15 protein-coding genes are annotated in these 14,984 nt (G+C 59.7%); 13 read left to right on the forward strand and 2 right to left on the reverse strand.

Annotation, left to right across the window (positions count from 1 at the left end; all coding sequences use genetic code 11):
• The first annotated feature begins 48 nt into the window (after window positions 1-48).
• The 10 genes from F6V25_RS10175 to F6V25_RS10220 all read left to right on the forward strand — a co-directional run bounded on the left by F6V25_RS10175 (window position 49) and on the right by F6V25_RS10220 (window position 7,979).
• Entirely contained in the window at window positions 49-1,008 is a 960-nt protein-coding gene (locus tag F6V25_RS10175) for a GSU2086 family protein (RefSeq protein WP_151128466.1), read from the forward strand.
• Between the two features lie 78 nt (window positions 1,009-1,086).
• Window positions 1,087-1,482 carry a DUF948 domain-containing protein gene (locus F6V25_RS10180; RefSeq protein ID WP_151128467.1) on the forward strand — a complete coding sequence of 132 codons (396 nt, stop codon included), beginning with the start codon at window positions 1,087-1,089 and terminating at the stop codon, window positions 1,480-1,482.
• Between the two features lie 2 nt (window positions 1,483-1,484).
• Window positions 1,485-1,799 (forward strand): YtxH domain-containing protein, encoded by a 315-nt coding sequence (locus F6V25_RS10185; protein WP_151128468.1) that lies wholly within the window; start codon window positions 1,485-1,487, stop codon window positions 1,797-1,799.
• Window positions 1,800-1,862: 63 nt separating this feature from the next.
• Window positions 1,863-2,765 (forward strand): YihY/virulence factor BrkB family protein, encoded by a 903-nt coding sequence (locus tag F6V25_RS10190; protein ID WP_191966157.1) that lies wholly within the window; start codon window positions 1,863-1,865, stop codon window positions 2,763-2,765.
• Between the two features lie 61 nt (window positions 2,766-2,826).
• Entirely contained in the window at window positions 2,827-4,350 is a 1,524-nt protein-coding gene (locus tag F6V25_RS10195) for a lytic transglycosylase domain-containing protein (RefSeq protein WP_151128470.1), read from the forward strand.
• 41 nt (window positions 4,351-4,391) lie between these two features.
• Window positions 4,392-5,129: a hypothetical protein gene (locus tag F6V25_RS10200; protein ID WP_151128471.1), complete on the forward strand. Its 738-nt coding sequence runs from the start codon at window positions 4,392-4,394 to the stop codon at window positions 5,127-5,129.
• Window positions 5,130-5,309: 180 nt separating this feature from the next.
• Entirely contained in the window at window positions 5,310-5,783 is a 474-nt protein-coding gene (locus tag F6V25_RS10205) for a DUF2844 domain-containing protein (protein WP_151128472.1), read from the forward strand.
• Window positions 5,770-6,969, forward strand: a complete 1,200-nt coding sequence (locus tag F6V25_RS10210; protein ID WP_151128473.1) for a DUF3443 family protein — start codon at window positions 5,770-5,772, stop codon at window positions 6,967-6,969. Before F6V25_RS10205 ends, F6V25_RS10210 begins: the two co-directional genes overlap by 14 nt.
• A 132-nt stretch (window positions 6,970-7,101) precedes the next feature.
• Window positions 7,102-7,674: a nitroreductase family protein gene (locus F6V25_RS10215; protein WP_151128491.1), complete on the forward strand. Its 573-nt coding sequence runs from the start codon at window positions 7,102-7,104 to the stop codon at window positions 7,672-7,674.
• Window positions 7,675-7,790: 116 nt separating this feature from the next.
• Window positions 7,791-7,979: a GSU3473 family protein gene (locus tag F6V25_RS10220; protein WP_151128474.1), complete on the forward strand. Its 189-nt coding sequence runs from the start codon at window positions 7,791-7,793 to the stop codon at window positions 7,977-7,979.
• A 150-nt stretch (window positions 7,980-8,129) separates the two neighbouring features.
• Here F6V25_RS10220 and F6V25_RS10225 read toward each other — a convergent pair whose 3' ends face one another.
• Together F6V25_RS10225 and F6V25_RS10230 are read right to left on the reverse strand one after the other, a co-directional pair.
• The gene (locus F6V25_RS10225; RefSeq protein WP_151128475.1) at window positions 8,130-8,588 is read right to left on the reverse strand and encodes a hypothetical protein; all 459 of its coding nucleotides are present in this window, start codon (window positions 8,586-8,588) and stop codon (window positions 8,130-8,132) included.
• A 60-nt stretch (window positions 8,589-8,648) separates the two neighbouring features.
• Window positions 8,649-9,713: a hypothetical protein gene (locus tag F6V25_RS10230; protein WP_151128476.1), complete on the reverse strand. Its 1,065-nt coding sequence runs from the start codon at window positions 9,711-9,713 to the stop codon at window positions 8,649-8,651.
• A gap of 167 nt (window positions 9,714-9,880) precedes the next feature.
• Between F6V25_RS10230 and F6V25_RS10235 the strand changes: the two genes are divergently transcribed.
• Genes F6V25_RS10235 through glmS form a run of 3 tightly spaced genes read left to right on the forward strand, consistent with a single transcriptional unit; the run spans window position 9,881 to window position 14,441 of the window.
• On the forward strand, window positions 9,881-12,103 hold the full coding sequence (locus F6V25_RS10235) for a sensor histidine kinase (RefSeq protein ID WP_151128477.1): 2,223 nt from the start codon (window positions 9,881-9,883) through the stop codon (window positions 12,101-12,103).
• 1 nt (window position 12,104) lies between these two features.
• Window positions 12,105-12,593, forward strand: coding sequence for a response regulator (locus tag F6V25_RS10240; RefSeq protein WP_149307094.1), 489 nt, complete (start codon window positions 12,105-12,107; stop codon window positions 12,591-12,593).
• 18 nt (window positions 12,594-12,611) lie between these two features.
• The gene (gene glmS, locus F6V25_RS10245) at window positions 12,612-14,441 is read left to right on the forward strand and encodes a glutamine--fructose-6-phosphate transaminase (isomerizing) (RefSeq protein WP_151128478.1); all 1,830 of its coding nucleotides are present in this window, start codon (window positions 12,612-12,614) and stop codon (window positions 14,439-14,441) included.
• Window positions 14,442-14,984 lie beyond the last annotated feature (543 nt).

Here is a 14,984-nt window from a genome sequence, read left to right on the forward strand (position 1 = left end):
GCCTCTGAGGCTCCGCGGCAGATTGTTTTCAGTAAGAAAGGTTACGCCATGAAGCTCCAGCCCATCGATCTCGCCGCCGTCAAGACCTACCCCATCGCCGAGCGCAGGAACAAAGTCTCGCTCGAACGTGATTTTGCCGCTGCCGTGACCCCCGGAATGACCGTTGCCGACCTTTTGGCGGCCATGCCCAATCAGTTGGGCGCCGAGAACCTCAATGCGGCCATCAATGCAGTCGTTACGGCCCGCCGCAAGGGGAAACCGGTGGTGATCGCCATCGGCGGCCACGTGATCAAATGCGGTCTGCAACCGGTGTTGAAGGCGCTCATCGACGCCGATGTCGTGACGGCGGTGGCCATGAATGGTTCCGCCTCGATCCACGATTACGAGATCTCCCTGATCGGCGAGACCAGCGAGGATGTAGGCGCTGTGCTGCACTGCGGCACCTTCGGTATGGCCGAGGAGACCGGGCGCGACATCAACCGGGCGCTCAAAGCCGGGGTAGCCGCGGGATTGGGTTACGGCGAGGCCCTCGGGCGGTTCATTGTCGAAAACCGCAACCCCCATGCCGGGGCCAGTCTGCTGGCGGCCTGCCATGCCAAGGGTATTCCTGCCACGGTGCATGTGGCCATGGGCACCGACATCATCCACCAACACCCGGAGGCCGACGGCGCCGTGCTGGGGCAGGCGACGTTCACCGATTTCCGGCTCTTCGCCTCCGTGGTGGCGACCCTGGGGGACGGCGGGGTCTTCATCAACATCGGCAGCGCCGTGATCATGCCGGAGGTGTTTCTCAAGGCGCTCTCCATCGCGCAGAACATGGGCTTTCACGTGGACCATTTCACCACCGCCAACTTCGATATGCAGCAACATTACCGCCCGTTGCAGAACGTGGTCAAGCGGCCGACCGCCGGTGACAGCCGCGGTCTGGCGATTACCGGCCACCACGAAATCATGATTCCGCTCCTGGCGGCGGGGATTCTGGATAAAATCGCCTCACGCCGGGACTGAAACAGATTGAATTATTCCGATTTTGTTTTATACTGTGATGTAGCTTAGAAGGCTTGAAAACGTTAGCCGGAGAAAAAAATGACCCTGACCGGAATTGTGCTGATCATCATCTCGGCGGCGCTCTGCATCATGGTGCTCGCTTTTATTCCGACGCTGCTGGCCGTGAAGCGGGCGGCGATCTCGCTGGGGGCGCTGTCGGAAATGGTGCATACGGAGTTGAAACCGGCCCTCCAGGAACTGACCGCGGCTTTGACCGAGTTGAGGGCCGTTGGCGGCGACGTGGCCGAGCATGCGGACGATGTCAAGCGATTCATGACGGCGCTGGGCGAGACCGGCGATAACCTTAACACCATAAACCGGTCGGTGGGAATGGTTGCCGGGGTGCTCAGCGCCACCTCGACCTGGGCGATCGGCGCCAAGGTGGCGGGGAAATATCTGCTTGAACGCTATCTCAAAAAACGGGGAGGAAAATGACCATGTCTGACGACGAAAAAGGAATTTCCGCAGGAACGGTGATGGTGTCATTTCTGGCCGGAGCGGCTCTCGGCGCCGGACTGGCGTTGCTGTACGCGCCCAAGAGCGGTAAGGAGATGCGTGAGACCATCGCCGATCTGACCGAAGATGCGGTCGACAAGATCAAGGAATACGCCAAGGACGCCCAGGATAAGATCAAGACGGCCATCGAGGACGGTAAGGAAACCCTCGTGGAGAAGAAGTCCATCCTCGCGTCGGCCATCGAAGCCGGCCGGGAAGCGATGCATAAGGAGAAGGAACGTACCACCGCCTCCTGACCTCCAGCGGGAAATCGAAGGGAGAAAGCCCACTACGGTGGGCTTTCTTGTATGGGGAGATCCATGCCGCTTTCGGAGCGTCAGCGCAGAATAATAACCACGGGCCGGATTCTGGTCCAACGATTCATGGACGACCGCTGTACGACCCACGCCTCGGCGCTGGCCTTCTCCAGCATGCTCTCCATCGTGCCTTTTTTAGCCGTGCTCTTCGCCATCTTCAAGGCGCTCAATATGCATGCGGTCCTGGCGCCCATGATCCTTGCCCATGTGGCGGTCGGGTCGCACGAGATCGTTACCAGCATGCTGCATTACATCGCCAACACCCACGTGGGATCGTTGGGTGCGGCCGGCCTGATGACCCTGCTGGTGTCGGCCATGGCCATTTTGGATAGCGTTGAAGACGCTTTCAACCAGATCTGGAACCTCGAACGGGGCAAGCGGCTCCACCACAAATTGCGGGATTATGTAATCGTGATCCTGAGCGTGCCGCTCCTGATCGCCCTGGCCGTCAGTATTACCAGCAGTCTCCAGCACCAGGGGGTGGTGCAGTGGTTCTTCCGGCTGCCGGTGTTCGGCTACCTGCTCCTGATGCTGTTCGGGCTGGTCCCCTATCTGAGTAGCTGGATCGCCCTTGTGTTTCTCTATAAGTTCATCCCGAACGTGCAGGTGAGCTTGCGCAATGCCGTGATAGGCGGGGTGGCGGCCGGCACCGTCTGGCAGGTGGCCCAGTGGGTCTATATCCATTTTCAGGTCGGCGTATCGCGCTATAACGCCATTTACGGTACGTTAGCCGTGTTGCCGGTCTTCATGGTCTGGATTTACACCAGTTGGATCATCGTCCTGGCCGGGATGGAATTTGTCAGATATCTTCAGGAGGGCATACCTGCCCAAACCGCGGACGTGGTGGGCGGCCAGCGGGGCAATAACTCGCAAACGCCCATGGTGCAAGGCTTTCCCCGGGATTGACTTTCCTTGGCAACTCCTTTATAATTTCATAACTTTATCAAACTCTGCGTCGGAACTCAGTATGACGGCGCGACACCACGGCGCTGTGTCCATCGGGAAACGTGTGAAACATATCGTTATTGCCATAGCCCTTGTAGCGTGCTCCCTTCCGGCAGGCGCTACGGAGCCGGTCCAGCCTCTGCTGACCGAGTTGACCAGCCCCGCTGTTCCGGCGTTGCCCGCATTGGAACAGGTGGCGCTCGTCCCACGCGACGAGTTGACGGACGAGGAGGAGCCGCAGCAGCAGGACGCGAGTGAACTCTTTACCCTTGAGGAACTCAAGGATAAAGGAAGCGACGCTGCCGAACTGACGCTGCCCGATGTTGATCTGCCCCAGGCGGACATCCCCCTGGCCCTCAACAGCAAGGTCGAATATTTCCTCACCTATTTCCAGACCAGGGGAAAGCAATCCTTCTCCCGCTGGCTCTCCCGTTCGTCCCGCTACATCCCCATGATGAAAGAGATTCTCAAGCGCGAGGGGATGCCGGAAGACTTGGTCTACGTGGCCATGATCGAGAGCGGTTTCCATCTGCAGGCCCGTTCGGTGGCCAATGCCGTGGGGCCGTGGCAGTTTATCTCCGGCACCGGCCGGCGTTATTCCCTGCGTATCGACCAGTGGATTGACGAGCGCAAGGACCCGCTCAAGGCCACGGTTGCCGCCGCCCTGTACCTGAAAGAACTCTACGGCATGTTCAATGGCGACTGGTATCTGGCCGCCGCCGGCTATAACGCCGGTGAAAACAAGATACTGCGCGCCATCAGCATGTACAATACCAGCGACTTTTGGGAACTTTCCCGCGGTTCCTATCTCAAACGCGAGACAAAAGAATATGTCCCCAAGCTGCTGGCCGCGGCCATAATTGCCAAGGACCCCGCCCGCTACGGCTTTTCCGATGTGGCCTACCTGTCGCCGATTGAGTTCGATATCGTCAAGATCCCCTCGCGCACCGATCTGGAATTGGTGGCCAAACTGACCGGCACGACCTACGAGACGATCAAGGAACTGAATCCGGATCTGCGCCATTGGTCCACTCCTCCCAATTACCCCGACTATGAACTCAAGGTACCCAAGGGGACAAAGCTGCAGTTCGATGCCGCTTACAGCAAGGTCCCCGAGGACCGGCGCTACACTGAAAAGGAGCTTTACACCCACTATCACGCCCGCAAAAAAGATTCGCTCAAGGGGATCGCCCGCCGGTACAGCACGACCCCGGATGCGCTGGCCGAATTGAACGGGCTCTCCAAGAAGAGCCGTATTGCCGGCAAGACGCTGGTTGTTCCGGCCCGGCAGACGGTCGATTTCAGCCATGAGGGGCGTTCCGCCGCCACCGCCGGTACTGCGAAGGGCGGCTATGCGAAGTACTATACCGTGAAGAAGGGCGATACCTTGACGTCTCTCGCCAAGCGTTTCAACGTCTCCTCCAAGCTCCTCTCGGTCTGGAACAACCTGAAGGTCAGGGTTGCCCTGAAGCCGGGACGGCGCATCATCATCGCCAAGTTTATCGAAAAGAACGGGGAAATGGTACCTGAAGTACGGAAAAGCTGATGTTTTCCGCCCTGTCTGCCTCATCATGAAAGGAAAGACCGATGTATAATATCCTCATTTCCGCCGCGTCGGGCGCAGTCCTGTTCCTGCTGCTCTTTGCCGTCAAACTTCCCTGGTGGGTGGCGCTCCTGGTCGGCCTGGTAGCTTTCACCGCTCTCTTCGTGGGCATTTCCCGCGTTATCATGAAGAAGGTCATGGCTTCCATCGAGACCGCCGGCAAGGACCTCCAGGCACAGCCGCCCCGCTTTGAAAAGGCGGTCCGCGAATTGAAGGATGCCCTGCAATACGGCAAGTGGCAGGTCTATGTGGAAGGGCAGATTAACTCCCAGATCGGCATGATCTACTACATGAAACGCGATTTTTCCAACGCCTTCCCCTATCTCGAAAAGTCGTTCTTTAAAAACTGGGCGGCCATGGGCATGTTGGCCATCTGCTACATGAAACGCCAGAAGAAGGACAAGATGATCAGCACCTTCGACAAGGCGGTCCAGTGGAACGTCAAGGAACCGCTGCTCTGGGGGTTGTATGCCTATTGCCTCAACGAGTGCGGCGATGTGTCGAAGGCCAAGGAGGTTCTGGGCAAGGGACTGAAGAAGCTGCCCGGCGATGCGACGCTCGCGGATAACCTGGCCTGCCTGGAACAGGGCAAGAAGATGAAGATGAGAAACTATGGCGACATGTGGTTTCAGTTTCACCTTGAGAGCCTTGGAGCCTTGCAGAAACACCAGATGGCGGCCATGGGCGGTCGCATGCAGCGCCGTATGGTGGCCAGAAGGTAGCTCTTTGCGTTACCACCACAGATACCATCCCAATGCAAGCCGTCGCGAGACGGCTTTTTTGTTTTTTTTGCCGAAAAAAGAGTAGAATATAACCATAAACCGATATATCCGGAAGCGGTTAAGCCCCACCGGATGGAGCAGAGATATTCTTTTGAGGCAGGGGCGTGGTAGGGGGGTGCAATGAAGAAAAAAGCGTACATTCTAGGAGCCTGTCTCGGCCTTATGCTGGTAACGGTCTTCACCATAGTTCCGAGGGCCGGGGCCGCCTTGGGCGGATCTGCCGATTCTGTCACTACGGACCGCAAGGCGCTCTCAGCCGTGCGGCGCACCACAACGGTGGGGCCGAGTTATACGGTCCAGGAAATCGCGTCCGATGCAACCAACGTGCGGGAATACGTGTCGCGAGACGGGATTGTCTTTGCAATCACCTGGAATGGGCTGATGCATCCCGACCTTACGACACTTCTGGGCTCATATGCCGGAGAATATCAGCAGGCCGCGCAAAAAACGCCACGCCAGATGGGGCAGAGGCGCCGTGAGGTAAGGGGGAACCGGGTTGTTGTCGAAAAATGGGGACATATGCGGAACCTGCAGGGGCGGGCCTATGTCCCGGCCTTGGTGCCTTCGGGGGTGGTCATCGATGAAATCAAATAAGATAGGCGTAGTTTTGCTGCTAATGCTTATGGGGCTTGCCGGCTGTGGCGGCTCCGGGGGTGGTTCCGGTTCGCCGGGCGCCACGATAGGGGGGCAGCCCGTTGCCGGGAACAACGTGATGAGTGTGACCGTGAACGGTTCTCTTTGCTCGGGTAACCCCTCCTATCCCAACGAACCGTGCGTCAGCGTCACGATTTGTGCCCCCGGCACGACCAACTGCCAGAAAATCGACGACATCCTCCTCGATACCGGAAGCACCGGGCTCCGCATCTTTAATCAGGCGCTCACGGTTCCGCTGACTCAAATAACGTCAGGTTCCGGGTTGTTAGCGGAATGCGTCAATTTCGGCGATGGCTCATCCATGTGGGGGCCGGTTCAGATGGCCAGCGTCATTCTGGGAAATGAGCCCGCTGTTCAGATTCCTGTCCAAGTCGTCAACCAGAATTTCGGTACTCCGTCCAACCTCTGCACGAGCCCGAACTCTACCCCGAACACCAATCCTTCCGAAGCCAACTACAATGGAATCCTCGGAGTGGGCCTCTTTACGCAGGATTCCGGACTGTATTTTTCCTGTAGTGGGGCGGCGAGCGGGTCGTCGTGTGCGGGGACTGCGGTGCCGAATGCCAGCCAACTCATAAACCCGGTTGCCGCCCTTCCCGGGGACAACAACGGTGTGATCGTGCAACTCCCCGGCGTGCCCACGAACGGGGCGGGTTCAGCCAACGGTTCGCTCATACTCGGCATCGGCACCCAGTCCAACAATGTGCCTTCCGCGGTAACGGCTTATGGTGTCGATCAACGTGCCGAATTCAGCACCACCTTCAACGGTCTCCGGTATGCCAGCTTTCTCGATACCGGTTCGAACGGGCTCTTCTTCCCGAGCCCCTCGGCGACCCAGCTTCCCGCCTGTCCCTCTCCCAATGCCGCCTGGTTCTGCCCGCCGGCCACGGTCAGTTTCTCCGCGACCAATACGGGGGCCGGCGGTTCGCCGAGCGGGATTGTTTCGTTCCTGATCGGCAATGCCGTCAGTCACTTCAATACGTCAAACCAAGTGTTCGGCGATCTGGGCGGCGGTGCGGCCAATAGCTTTGATTGGGGGCTTCCCTTTTTCCTGGGGCGAAGTGTCTTTGTGGGGATCGACGGGGCGAGTTCGAGCCTGGGGACCGGCCCCTACTGGGCATTTTGATCAACCGGGGAGATGCGCGCTTGCTGCAAGGCGGGGTATCATTTTCACATGGATTGCGTGAGGTGACGTGGGTAGTTTCGTGTGCCCCGCACCCGTATGGACCAAACGGTCATGGAGTGGAATGGGGCGATGATGGACACCCTTGAAGCGATACAGACCAGGCGAAGCGTCCGTAGGTTTTCCGACAGGCCGGTGGAGGCGGAGAAGCTGCAGAGCGTCTTGGAGGCGGTCCGGATGGCGCCGTCGTGGGCCAACATGCAGTGCTGGCGATTGGTGGTGGTGCAAGACCCGGCCATGAAGCGAAGGCTCAGCGAACATTCGGTAGCGGATTCATTCGTCACGGCCAAGGGGTACAAATCCAACCCTTCCCAGCGGGCTCTTGCCGAGGCGCCGGTGGTGGTCGTCGCCTGCGCCGAATGCAACCGGTCGGGGGACACGCGGGGGCAACAGTACTATATGACTGATGTGGGAATGGCTGTGGCAAGCCTGATGCTGGCGGCCCATGCCGTGGGGCTGGGGAGCGTCTTCGTCGGCATCTTTGACGAGAAGCAGGTGGGAAGCCTGCTCGGTATTCCGGCCTACATCAGTATCGTGGGGCTCATCCCCCTTGGCTATCCCCTGGAGACACCCGAAGGTGGAGCCTCGCGGAAATCCCTGGACGAAATCGTGCATTACGGAGCCTGGGGGTCTCAGGCCATGGATTGACATGACCATCTTGCATTTGTGCCGGGGGTTGGTATAGTAGTCTAGTGATAATTGGTGTAACTGCTGAAAAATAAGGGTTTTTAACAAGCAGCGGGGGAATCCGCACGGAGGCAACCATGCTTATCCACGTTCTTTATGACGACAATAAATATGATTACGTCAAAGGCTTCCAACTCGACAGGTTGCTGGAGGTGAAGAAGGTTCAAAAGTTCAAGCGGAGCACGGGGTGGGTCACCGTCGGCGTAGACCCCATGCGCTGGAGAAAAAACCCGAATTACCACGGCCTTGAGCGGAGGGCGGCCTAGCCCCGTGACGGCTTGTCAGTGAAGAAGCGGCCGTTGGGCGTGTCGTCTCCCGGTTGCGCCGGCTCTTCGCTGGGCAGTGAAAATAGTGTACGATGTGCGACACCCCGCCGGAAGCCTTCCGGCGGGGTGTCGCGTTATGAGTACAGAGGGTCAGAACCTGACTCCTACGCCGCCCCCCAGGAAATTCAACTCGTCGTCGAACTGGCGCCGGTATTCCACATTGACGAAGAACGGACCAAAGAGCAGGTCGCCCCCGGCCAGGGCCACGGGCGTACCCTTGGTGCCCCGCTTGTCATGAAACACCAGTGCCGCGCCGAGGCCGGCGTAGGGCTGGAAAAAGGGGATCGGGGCGTGGATTTTGAACAGGGCCGTGATGGGCAGGGACTCGTCGCGTCTGATGGACCTGGCGTTGTCCTTATCGAGCATGACATAGGCCGCGGTGGCGCCGATGGAGACCAGCCGGTTGAGGTAGAGGTCGGCAAAGGCCTCGGTGAAGTTGCTGCTGCGGTTGGTGGCGGCTCCGCCGCGGATGCCGATCCCCAGGGAGTCGGCCGCCAGGGCGTTTGTGGCCAGGGCCAGGGTTATGAGCAGGGCGATGAGGGTTTTCATGGACGTTATCTCCTTGTCAATAAATGTTCCGGCCCATGACAGGCCTGAAAGGGTGGTTTTCTAACGCTGTGCCTCTTCGCTGATGGCCCGGATGGCGTCGAAGACTACGGTGTCGTATTTATCCTGACTGATGGCCTGGGCGACCGCGGGGATCTTGAGCAGGGTCTTGACGAAGCCGAAGCGCAGATCCCGGGGGAGGCAGGCGATGTAGGCCACCAGATGCTCCTCCTGCTCGGGTGCCAGCACCGGCGAAGCCTGGAGGAGTGCTGTCAGGTCGGTCATGGTGGCGGCCTGGATGTCGTCGCGCTGGGCCGCCGCCTTTTCGGCCACCTGGGGCCAGTTGTTCAGGATGTCGGCGGCCGTCAGGGGACGATGGCGTTCGTCGGCCAGCCAGCGCATGAACATGATGGCCGCCTCCCGGCCGACGATGCCGGAATAGACCTCCATCTCCAGGTCGCCGGGAAAGCGGCAGTTCCGGCGCAGGACGCTGATCATCTCCCAGGCCCGTTCGGTCGGCTCCACCGGGAGGTCCATGGGAGCCCCCTGGCTGGCCAGCAGGTTGGTGTTGGCGGAGAGAAACTGCCGCACACCGTCATCCAGCCCCCGCTCGGCGGCATAGCGCGACCAGCAGGCGTGGTCGCTCTCCACGTAGAGCATCACCATCCGGTCGATCAGGGCCCGGTCCAGGGTGGCCACCTGATAGCTGCCGTCGGGCGGATTGATGGTCACCACCACCTTGTGGCGGGGGGCCAGCCGGTGGGTGTGCAGGGCGCGCGGTTCGCCCTCGATGGGGGGCTCGACGAACTGGAAGATGGCCTGGAGAGTATCCTCCTGCTGGGCGCGGTTCAACTCGTCGCAATGGACCACGGTAGGTGGGTCGTCGTCGGCCGGCCACCAGGACGGGCGCGACCAGTGCATGACGTCCCCCTCGCGGTAGGGGATGCCGACCAGGTCACCGACCTCCATCTGTCCGAGGCGCAGGGAGGCGTAGCGCCAATTGTCTTCGCGGCAGACCTGGATGATCCCGGCGGTCTTACCGACACCGCGGTGCCCGACGACACACGGCGTCAAATCGGTTTTTGCGAGGATTTCTCTCAGAACCAGCTTCAGTTGGGCAATGTTCACGCGCTTTCCTTCTTGGGGGCTTGGATTTCCTGATCATAGCCGCAAATGGCGTGAGCTTCAAGTGTGCTGACGTTTTTTTGCGGGTCGTCCGGGAAACGCCTTATCATAAAAGGCAAAGTGTGATATAGACAACAGGATTAAGACAGCCGTGCGCCAGGGGGACAGTCATGGGTGAACAGGGGCGGCGCCTCACATACAGCGGCAAGTCCTTGCTGTTGCTGGTCGCTCTGATCGCTGCCGGTTTTGCCGGAAACTTCTTCTCCCTGCGCCTGTTCACCGGTTTCAACTTCCTGTTCGGCAGCATAGCGGTACTCCTGGTGGTCCGCCTGTTCGGCACCCGCTGGGGCCTTGTGGCCGGATTGGCCGCCTCGGCATGGACCGTCCCGCTCTACGGGCATCCCTATGCCGTGATCTGGCTCTGCGGCGAACCGCTCTTTGTCGGCTGGCTGCTGCACAAGGGGAAAAAGCGCAACATCCTCCTCTATGACGCCTGCTACTGGCCGTTGGTGGGAGTACCCCTCGTGTGGCTGTTCTTCCAGCATGTCATGCATGTTTCGGTGCTGGGAACCGTGGCCGCCATGCTGACCTACTGGGTGGTGGGCATCACCAATGCGCTGGTCGCCAGTCTCCTGCTGACCTATATCCCCCGCATCGCCCCCCTCTACGGCTTGGACATGTCCCGCACCATCCCGATCCATCACCTCATCTTCAATCTCCTGATGGCCGTGGTGCTGATACCGTCCATCGTGGTCATGGTGATCTACGGCAAGGGGGGCGAGAACCGCTGCCTCAAGGAGATGTATGCGGGCATCGACGACAGCCTGAGGGTCGCCGGCTACGAGGCCCGCCTCAAGCTCCAGGGACTGGCGGCGAAGTCCGGTGGAGCCGTGCCGCTGGACGCTGAAGTCGCCGGCGCCCTGCAAGGCATCCTTTTGGATGCGCGGGGCAGCGAACCGCGACGCATCACCCTGATGGACGGTGCCGGTCGCATCATCGCCGGCACCGACAGCGTTCCGGGGAGTGTGTCACAGTACGATCCCTGCCGCGGCGGCTCGCTGGAACAGGTCGGGGAGGGCGGCATCTACCGCTGCATGCCGACGGCGACCAGGCCCGTGCCGCTTTTGCAGCGGATGCACGACGCGACCTTCCTGCGCCGCGCCCCCCTGGCGGGCACCACCTGGAGCATGGCGGTCGAATCGCCGTTTGCGCCCTACCAGCGCGCGCTGCTTTACGATCATATCAAGTCGCTGTTGATCGTGCTCGGCCTGAACATGTTCGTTCTGGTAACCTCCCTCTCCCTGTCCCATCGCCTGGCCGCTCCCCTCTACCGGCTGTCCCTGGTGACGACCGACCTGCCCAAACGCCTGCTGCGGGAAAGCATCAGCGCTTGGCCGGAGAGCATGGTCAGTGAGATCGACCAGTTGATCGGCAACTTCAAGGTCATGTCCATCGCCCTCAGCCAGCGTTTTCAGGAGATGACCTATACCAATGAGACCCTGGAACACCACGTCGCGGAGCGCACCGGGGAGTTGACCCGGGCCAACGAAGAGTTGCAGAAGGAGATTGCCGAGCGGAAAACGACCGAGCGCCAGCGCGACCATCTGATGGTGGAGTTGCAGAAGAAGAACAAGGAGTTGGAGGGGATCGTCTATGTAGCATCCCACGATCTGCGCTCGCCTCTGGTCAATGTGCAGGGATTCAGCCGCAAGCTGGCCAAGAGCTGCGCCGAACTGGACGAGTTCATGGCCGGGCTGGCCCTGGACGGGGCCCAGCAGGCCCGCATCGAGCCGGTACTCAGGGAAACCATCCCCAAATCCCTCGGGTTCATCACCCGCAGCATCGAGAAGATGGACAGCCTGTTGAACGGCCTGCTGCGGCTCTCCCGCCTGGGGAGGACGGCGATTTGCTTCGAAACCCTTGACATGCGCCTTGTGATGTCAAATATTATTGCTTCCGTAACCTACCAGATCGAATCCACGGGGGCGCGGGTCGAGGTCGCCCCGCTTCTGCACCCCTGTATCGGGGACAGCGTCCAGGTTACCCAGATATTCAGCAATCTGCTGGATAACGCCTTAAAATACCGCGCCGCGAATCGCCCGCTGGTGGTGAATATCGTAAGCGAGGGGTTTGCCGAGGGGGTGCGCTACTGCGTGGAGGATAACGGCATCGGCATCCCCCGCGACCAGCAGGACAAGATCTGGGAGATCTTCCATCGCCTCAATCCGGGGGACACCCCGGGGGAGGGATTGGGCCTGACCATGGCGCGCCGCATCGTCGATCGTCTGGGGGGCTCCATCTGGGTGGAATCCGAGCCGGATGTGGGCAGCCGCTTCTATGTCGTCTTGCCGTGCGCACCCGAATCTGATGGACATGTGACCACAGGAGCATGAGATGATCGATGACAGGTTCAAGAAAGAGGTCACCATCCTGATTGCCGAGGACGATGACGGCCACGCCGAACTGATCCAGGACAATCTGCAGGAGGCGGGCCTCAGAAATCCGATCATCCGATTTCGCAATGGCCAGGAAGCCCTGGACTTTTTCTACGGCGCGTCAGACGGCGATGCGCCCCGATGTGAAAAGGGACTGGCGTATATGATGCTCCTGGATATCCGCATGCCCAAGGTGGACGGCGTGGAGGTGCTCCGGCAGATCAAGTCCGACCCGGAGTTGAAGAATATGCCGGTGATCATGCTGACCACCACCGACGACCCCCGGGAGGTCCGCACCTGCTACGCCCTGGGATGCAGTTGCTACGTCACCAAGCCGGTGGATTACCAGAAGTTCGCCGAGATGCTGAACAGGCTGGGACTGTTCCTGCTGGTGGTGCAGGTGCCGGATCTGGACGGGGTAGAGGGCAGAATAGAACAACTAACTTAATTTTCGGAGGAATCTGCTATGTGCGGAATTGTTGGCTATATCGGTGGGCAAGAGGCAACGCCGGTCATACTGGAAGGGCTCAAAAAACTGGAATATCGCGGCTACGATTCGGCTGGCATCGCCACCCTGGCGGGCGGCGGATCGGGCATCCGGCGTAGCGAAGGCAAGCTGGTCAACCTGGAAAAACTGCTGCGCGAGCAGCCGCTCTCCGGGGTGATCGGCATCGGCCACACCCGCTGGGCCACCCACGGCCGCCCCTCGGAGATCAACGCCCACCCCCACAAGGCCGGCCCGGTCATCGTGGTGCACAACGGCATCATCGAAAACTACCTGTCGCTCAGGGAAGCGCTCAAGCAGTCCGGCCATATCTTTAAGAGCGAGACCGATACCGAGGTCATTTCCCACCTGGTGGAGGAAAAACTCAAGGGAACCTCCGACTTCGTGCAGGCGGTCCAACAGGCCTTGGCCGAACTGCGGGGCGCCTATGCCGTCTGCATCCTCAACGAGCGCGAACCGGGCACCCTGATCGCCGCCAAGCTGGGCTCCCCCATGGTGGTCGGCCTGGGCGAGGGGGAATTCTTCGTTGCCTCGGACATCCCCGCCATCCTGGCCCATACCCGGGAGATGGTCTTCATGGAGGATGGGGAAATGGTCGTGTTCCGTGCCGGCACGGTCGCCTTCTCCACCATCGCCGGCGCTCCGCTGGACAAGAAGGCGCGGCACATCGACTGGTCGCCGCTCATGGCCGAAAAAGGCGGGTACCGGCACTTCATGCTCAAGGAGATCCACGAGCAGCCCCGGGCCGTGCGCGACACCATTGCCGGCCGCCTCTTGGAGAATGAAGGGGATGTGTATCTGGAGGACCTGAAGTTCAGCGACCAGCAACTGGCGGCCGTGAAGCGGATCGTCATTGTGGCCTGCGGCACCTCCTGGCACGCCGCCCTGGTGGGCAAGTTCTACATCGAGGGGTATTGCCGCATCCCGGTGGAGATCGATATCGCCTCGGAGTTCCGTTACCGCAACCCGGTCATCGACGAGCAGACACTGGTGATGGTCATCTCCCAGTCCGGGGAGACCGCCGATACCCTGGCGGCCCTGCGCGAGGCCAAATCCCGCGGCGCCATGAACATGGCCATCTGCAACGTGCTGGACTCCTCCATCGCCCGGGAAGCCGCCGGCGTGATCTACACCCACGCTGGTCCCGAGATCGGAGTGGCCTCCACCAAGGCCTTCGTCACCCAGCTCACGGCCCTGTACCTGTTCACCATCCGCCTGGGCCGGGCCGTCCGCGCCATCGATGCCCCGACCGGCCAGAGCATGATTGCCTCCCTCAAAAAGGTTCCGGCCCTGCTGGAGGAAGCCCTCAAACTCAACGCCGATACCGAGCGCATCGCCCGCAAATACATGAACGCCCGCGACTTCCTTTACCTGGGGCGGGGCAAGAACTTCCCCATCGCCCTGGAGGGAGCGCTCAAGCTCAAGGAGATCTCCTACATCCACGCCGAAGGCTATCCGGCCGGCGAGATGAAGCACGGCCCCATCGCCCTGATCGACGAGAATATGCCGGTGGTCATGCTCGTCCCGGAGAACAGCGCCTTCGAAAAGACCCTGTCCAACATGGAGGAGGTCATCGCCCGTAACGGTCGGGTGATCGCCCTGTGCAGCGAAGGCGATCAAGAGGTCAAGACGCGGGCAGAGGATACCATCGAAATCCCCCGCATCGACGAGGACCTGGACCCGTTCCTGCTCTCGGTGCCGTTGCAACTCCTGGCGTATCACATCGCCGTGTTGAAGGGGACCGATGTGGATCAGCCGAGGAATTTGGCGAAATCGGTGACTGTGGAGTAGGGGGGATGTAATTAAGATTCATGTTTGCAAATAATAATGTGGCTTGAATTATCAATCAGATTCATGTAAAGTTAGATCACAGACGTGGTGCCATGCGCGGCGTGAGCAGTTACTGCTTGCAACCCGGAGTGTGAGTGCCGATAGTAACTAAAAGGGTTCCAGCGAGGTGAGCAGTTACTGCTTGCTTGCAGTTGGAGCTCTTTTGTTTTTATGTTCGATATTTCAGCCAATCATAAATGCGGATAGCTCGTTTTAGGTCGGTTTTAAAGTTCGCCTCTCCGCTCGAAAGAGCCATAGAATATTCCTTCAATACATGGATTAGGAACTCATGCAGTTCGGTAATATCAATGTTTTCTTCTTTTAAATGTGGAATGGCCTGGAGGCTCTTTGCATCCGAAAGCTTATGGCGGAGTTGACCTTACCCCTTCAATAGAACCAGTTCTTGCTTAGGTTTTTCGGTCTTTTGTTCTTTTTCAAATGTTCTTGCAAACTCAGTCGGTGCCATGCCGTTCAGTGAGCTGTGCGGCCTTTCCGAGTTGTAAT

Source organism: Oryzomonas japonica (assembly GCF_008802365.1).
In the GTDB taxonomy this organism is placed as follows: domain Bacteria; phylum Desulfobacterota; class Desulfuromonadia; order Geobacterales; family Pseudopelobacteraceae; genus Oryzomonas; species Oryzomonas japonica.

Excerpts from the sequence above, each read along its gene's own strand:
- F6V25_RS10180 (WP_151128467.1), top strand. The coding sequence starts at position 1,087 with ATGACCCTGACCGGAATTGTGCTGATCATCATCTCGGCGGCGCTCTGC.
- F6V25_RS10240 (WP_149307094.1), top strand. The coding sequence starts at position 12,105 with ATGATCGATGACAGGTTCAAGAAAGAGGTCACCATCCTGATTGCCGAG.
- glmS (WP_151128478.1), top strand. The coding sequence starts at position 12,612 with ATGTGCGGAATTGTTGGCTATATCGGTGGGCAAGAGGCAACGCCGGTC.
- F6V25_RS10175 (WP_151128466.1), top strand. The coding sequence starts at position 49 with ATGAAGCTCCAGCCCATCGATCTCGCCGCCGTCAAGACCTACCCCATC.
- F6V25_RS10205 (WP_151128472.1), top strand. The coding sequence starts at position 5,310 with ATGAAGAAAAAAGCGTACATTCTAGGAGCCTGTCTCGGCCTTATGCTG.
- F6V25_RS10200 (WP_151128471.1), top strand. The coding sequence starts at position 4,392 with ATGTATAATATCCTCATTTCCGCCGCGTCGGGCGCAGTCCTGTTCCTG.
- F6V25_RS10220 (WP_151128474.1), top strand. The coding sequence starts at position 7,791 with ATGCTTATCCACGTTCTTTATGACGACAATAAATATGATTACGTCAAA.
- F6V25_RS10195 (WP_151128470.1), top strand. The coding sequence starts at position 2,827 with ATGACGGCGCGACACCACGGCGCTGTGTCCATCGGGAAACGTGTGAAA.
- F6V25_RS10185 (WP_151128468.1), top strand. The coding sequence starts at position 1,485 with ATGTCTGACGACGAAAAAGGAATTTCCGCAGGAACGGTGATGGTGTCA.
- F6V25_RS10190 (WP_191966157.1), top strand. The coding sequence starts at position 1,863 with ATGCCGCTTTCGGAGCGTCAGCGCAGAATAATAACCACGGGCCGGATT.
- F6V25_RS10225 (WP_151128475.1), bottom strand. The coding sequence starts at position 8,588 with ATGAAAACCCTCATCGCCCTGCTCATAACCCTGGCCCTGGCCACAAAC.
- F6V25_RS10235 (WP_151128477.1), top strand. The coding sequence starts at position 9,881 with ATGGGTGAACAGGGGCGGCGCCTCACATACAGCGGCAAGTCCTTGCTG.
- F6V25_RS10210 (WP_151128473.1), top strand. The coding sequence starts at position 5,770 with ATGAAATCAAATAAGATAGGCGTAGTTTTGCTGCTAATGCTTATGGGG.
- F6V25_RS10215 (WP_151128491.1), top strand. The coding sequence starts at position 7,102 with ATGGACACCCTTGAAGCGATACAGACCAGGCGAAGCGTCCGTAGGTTT.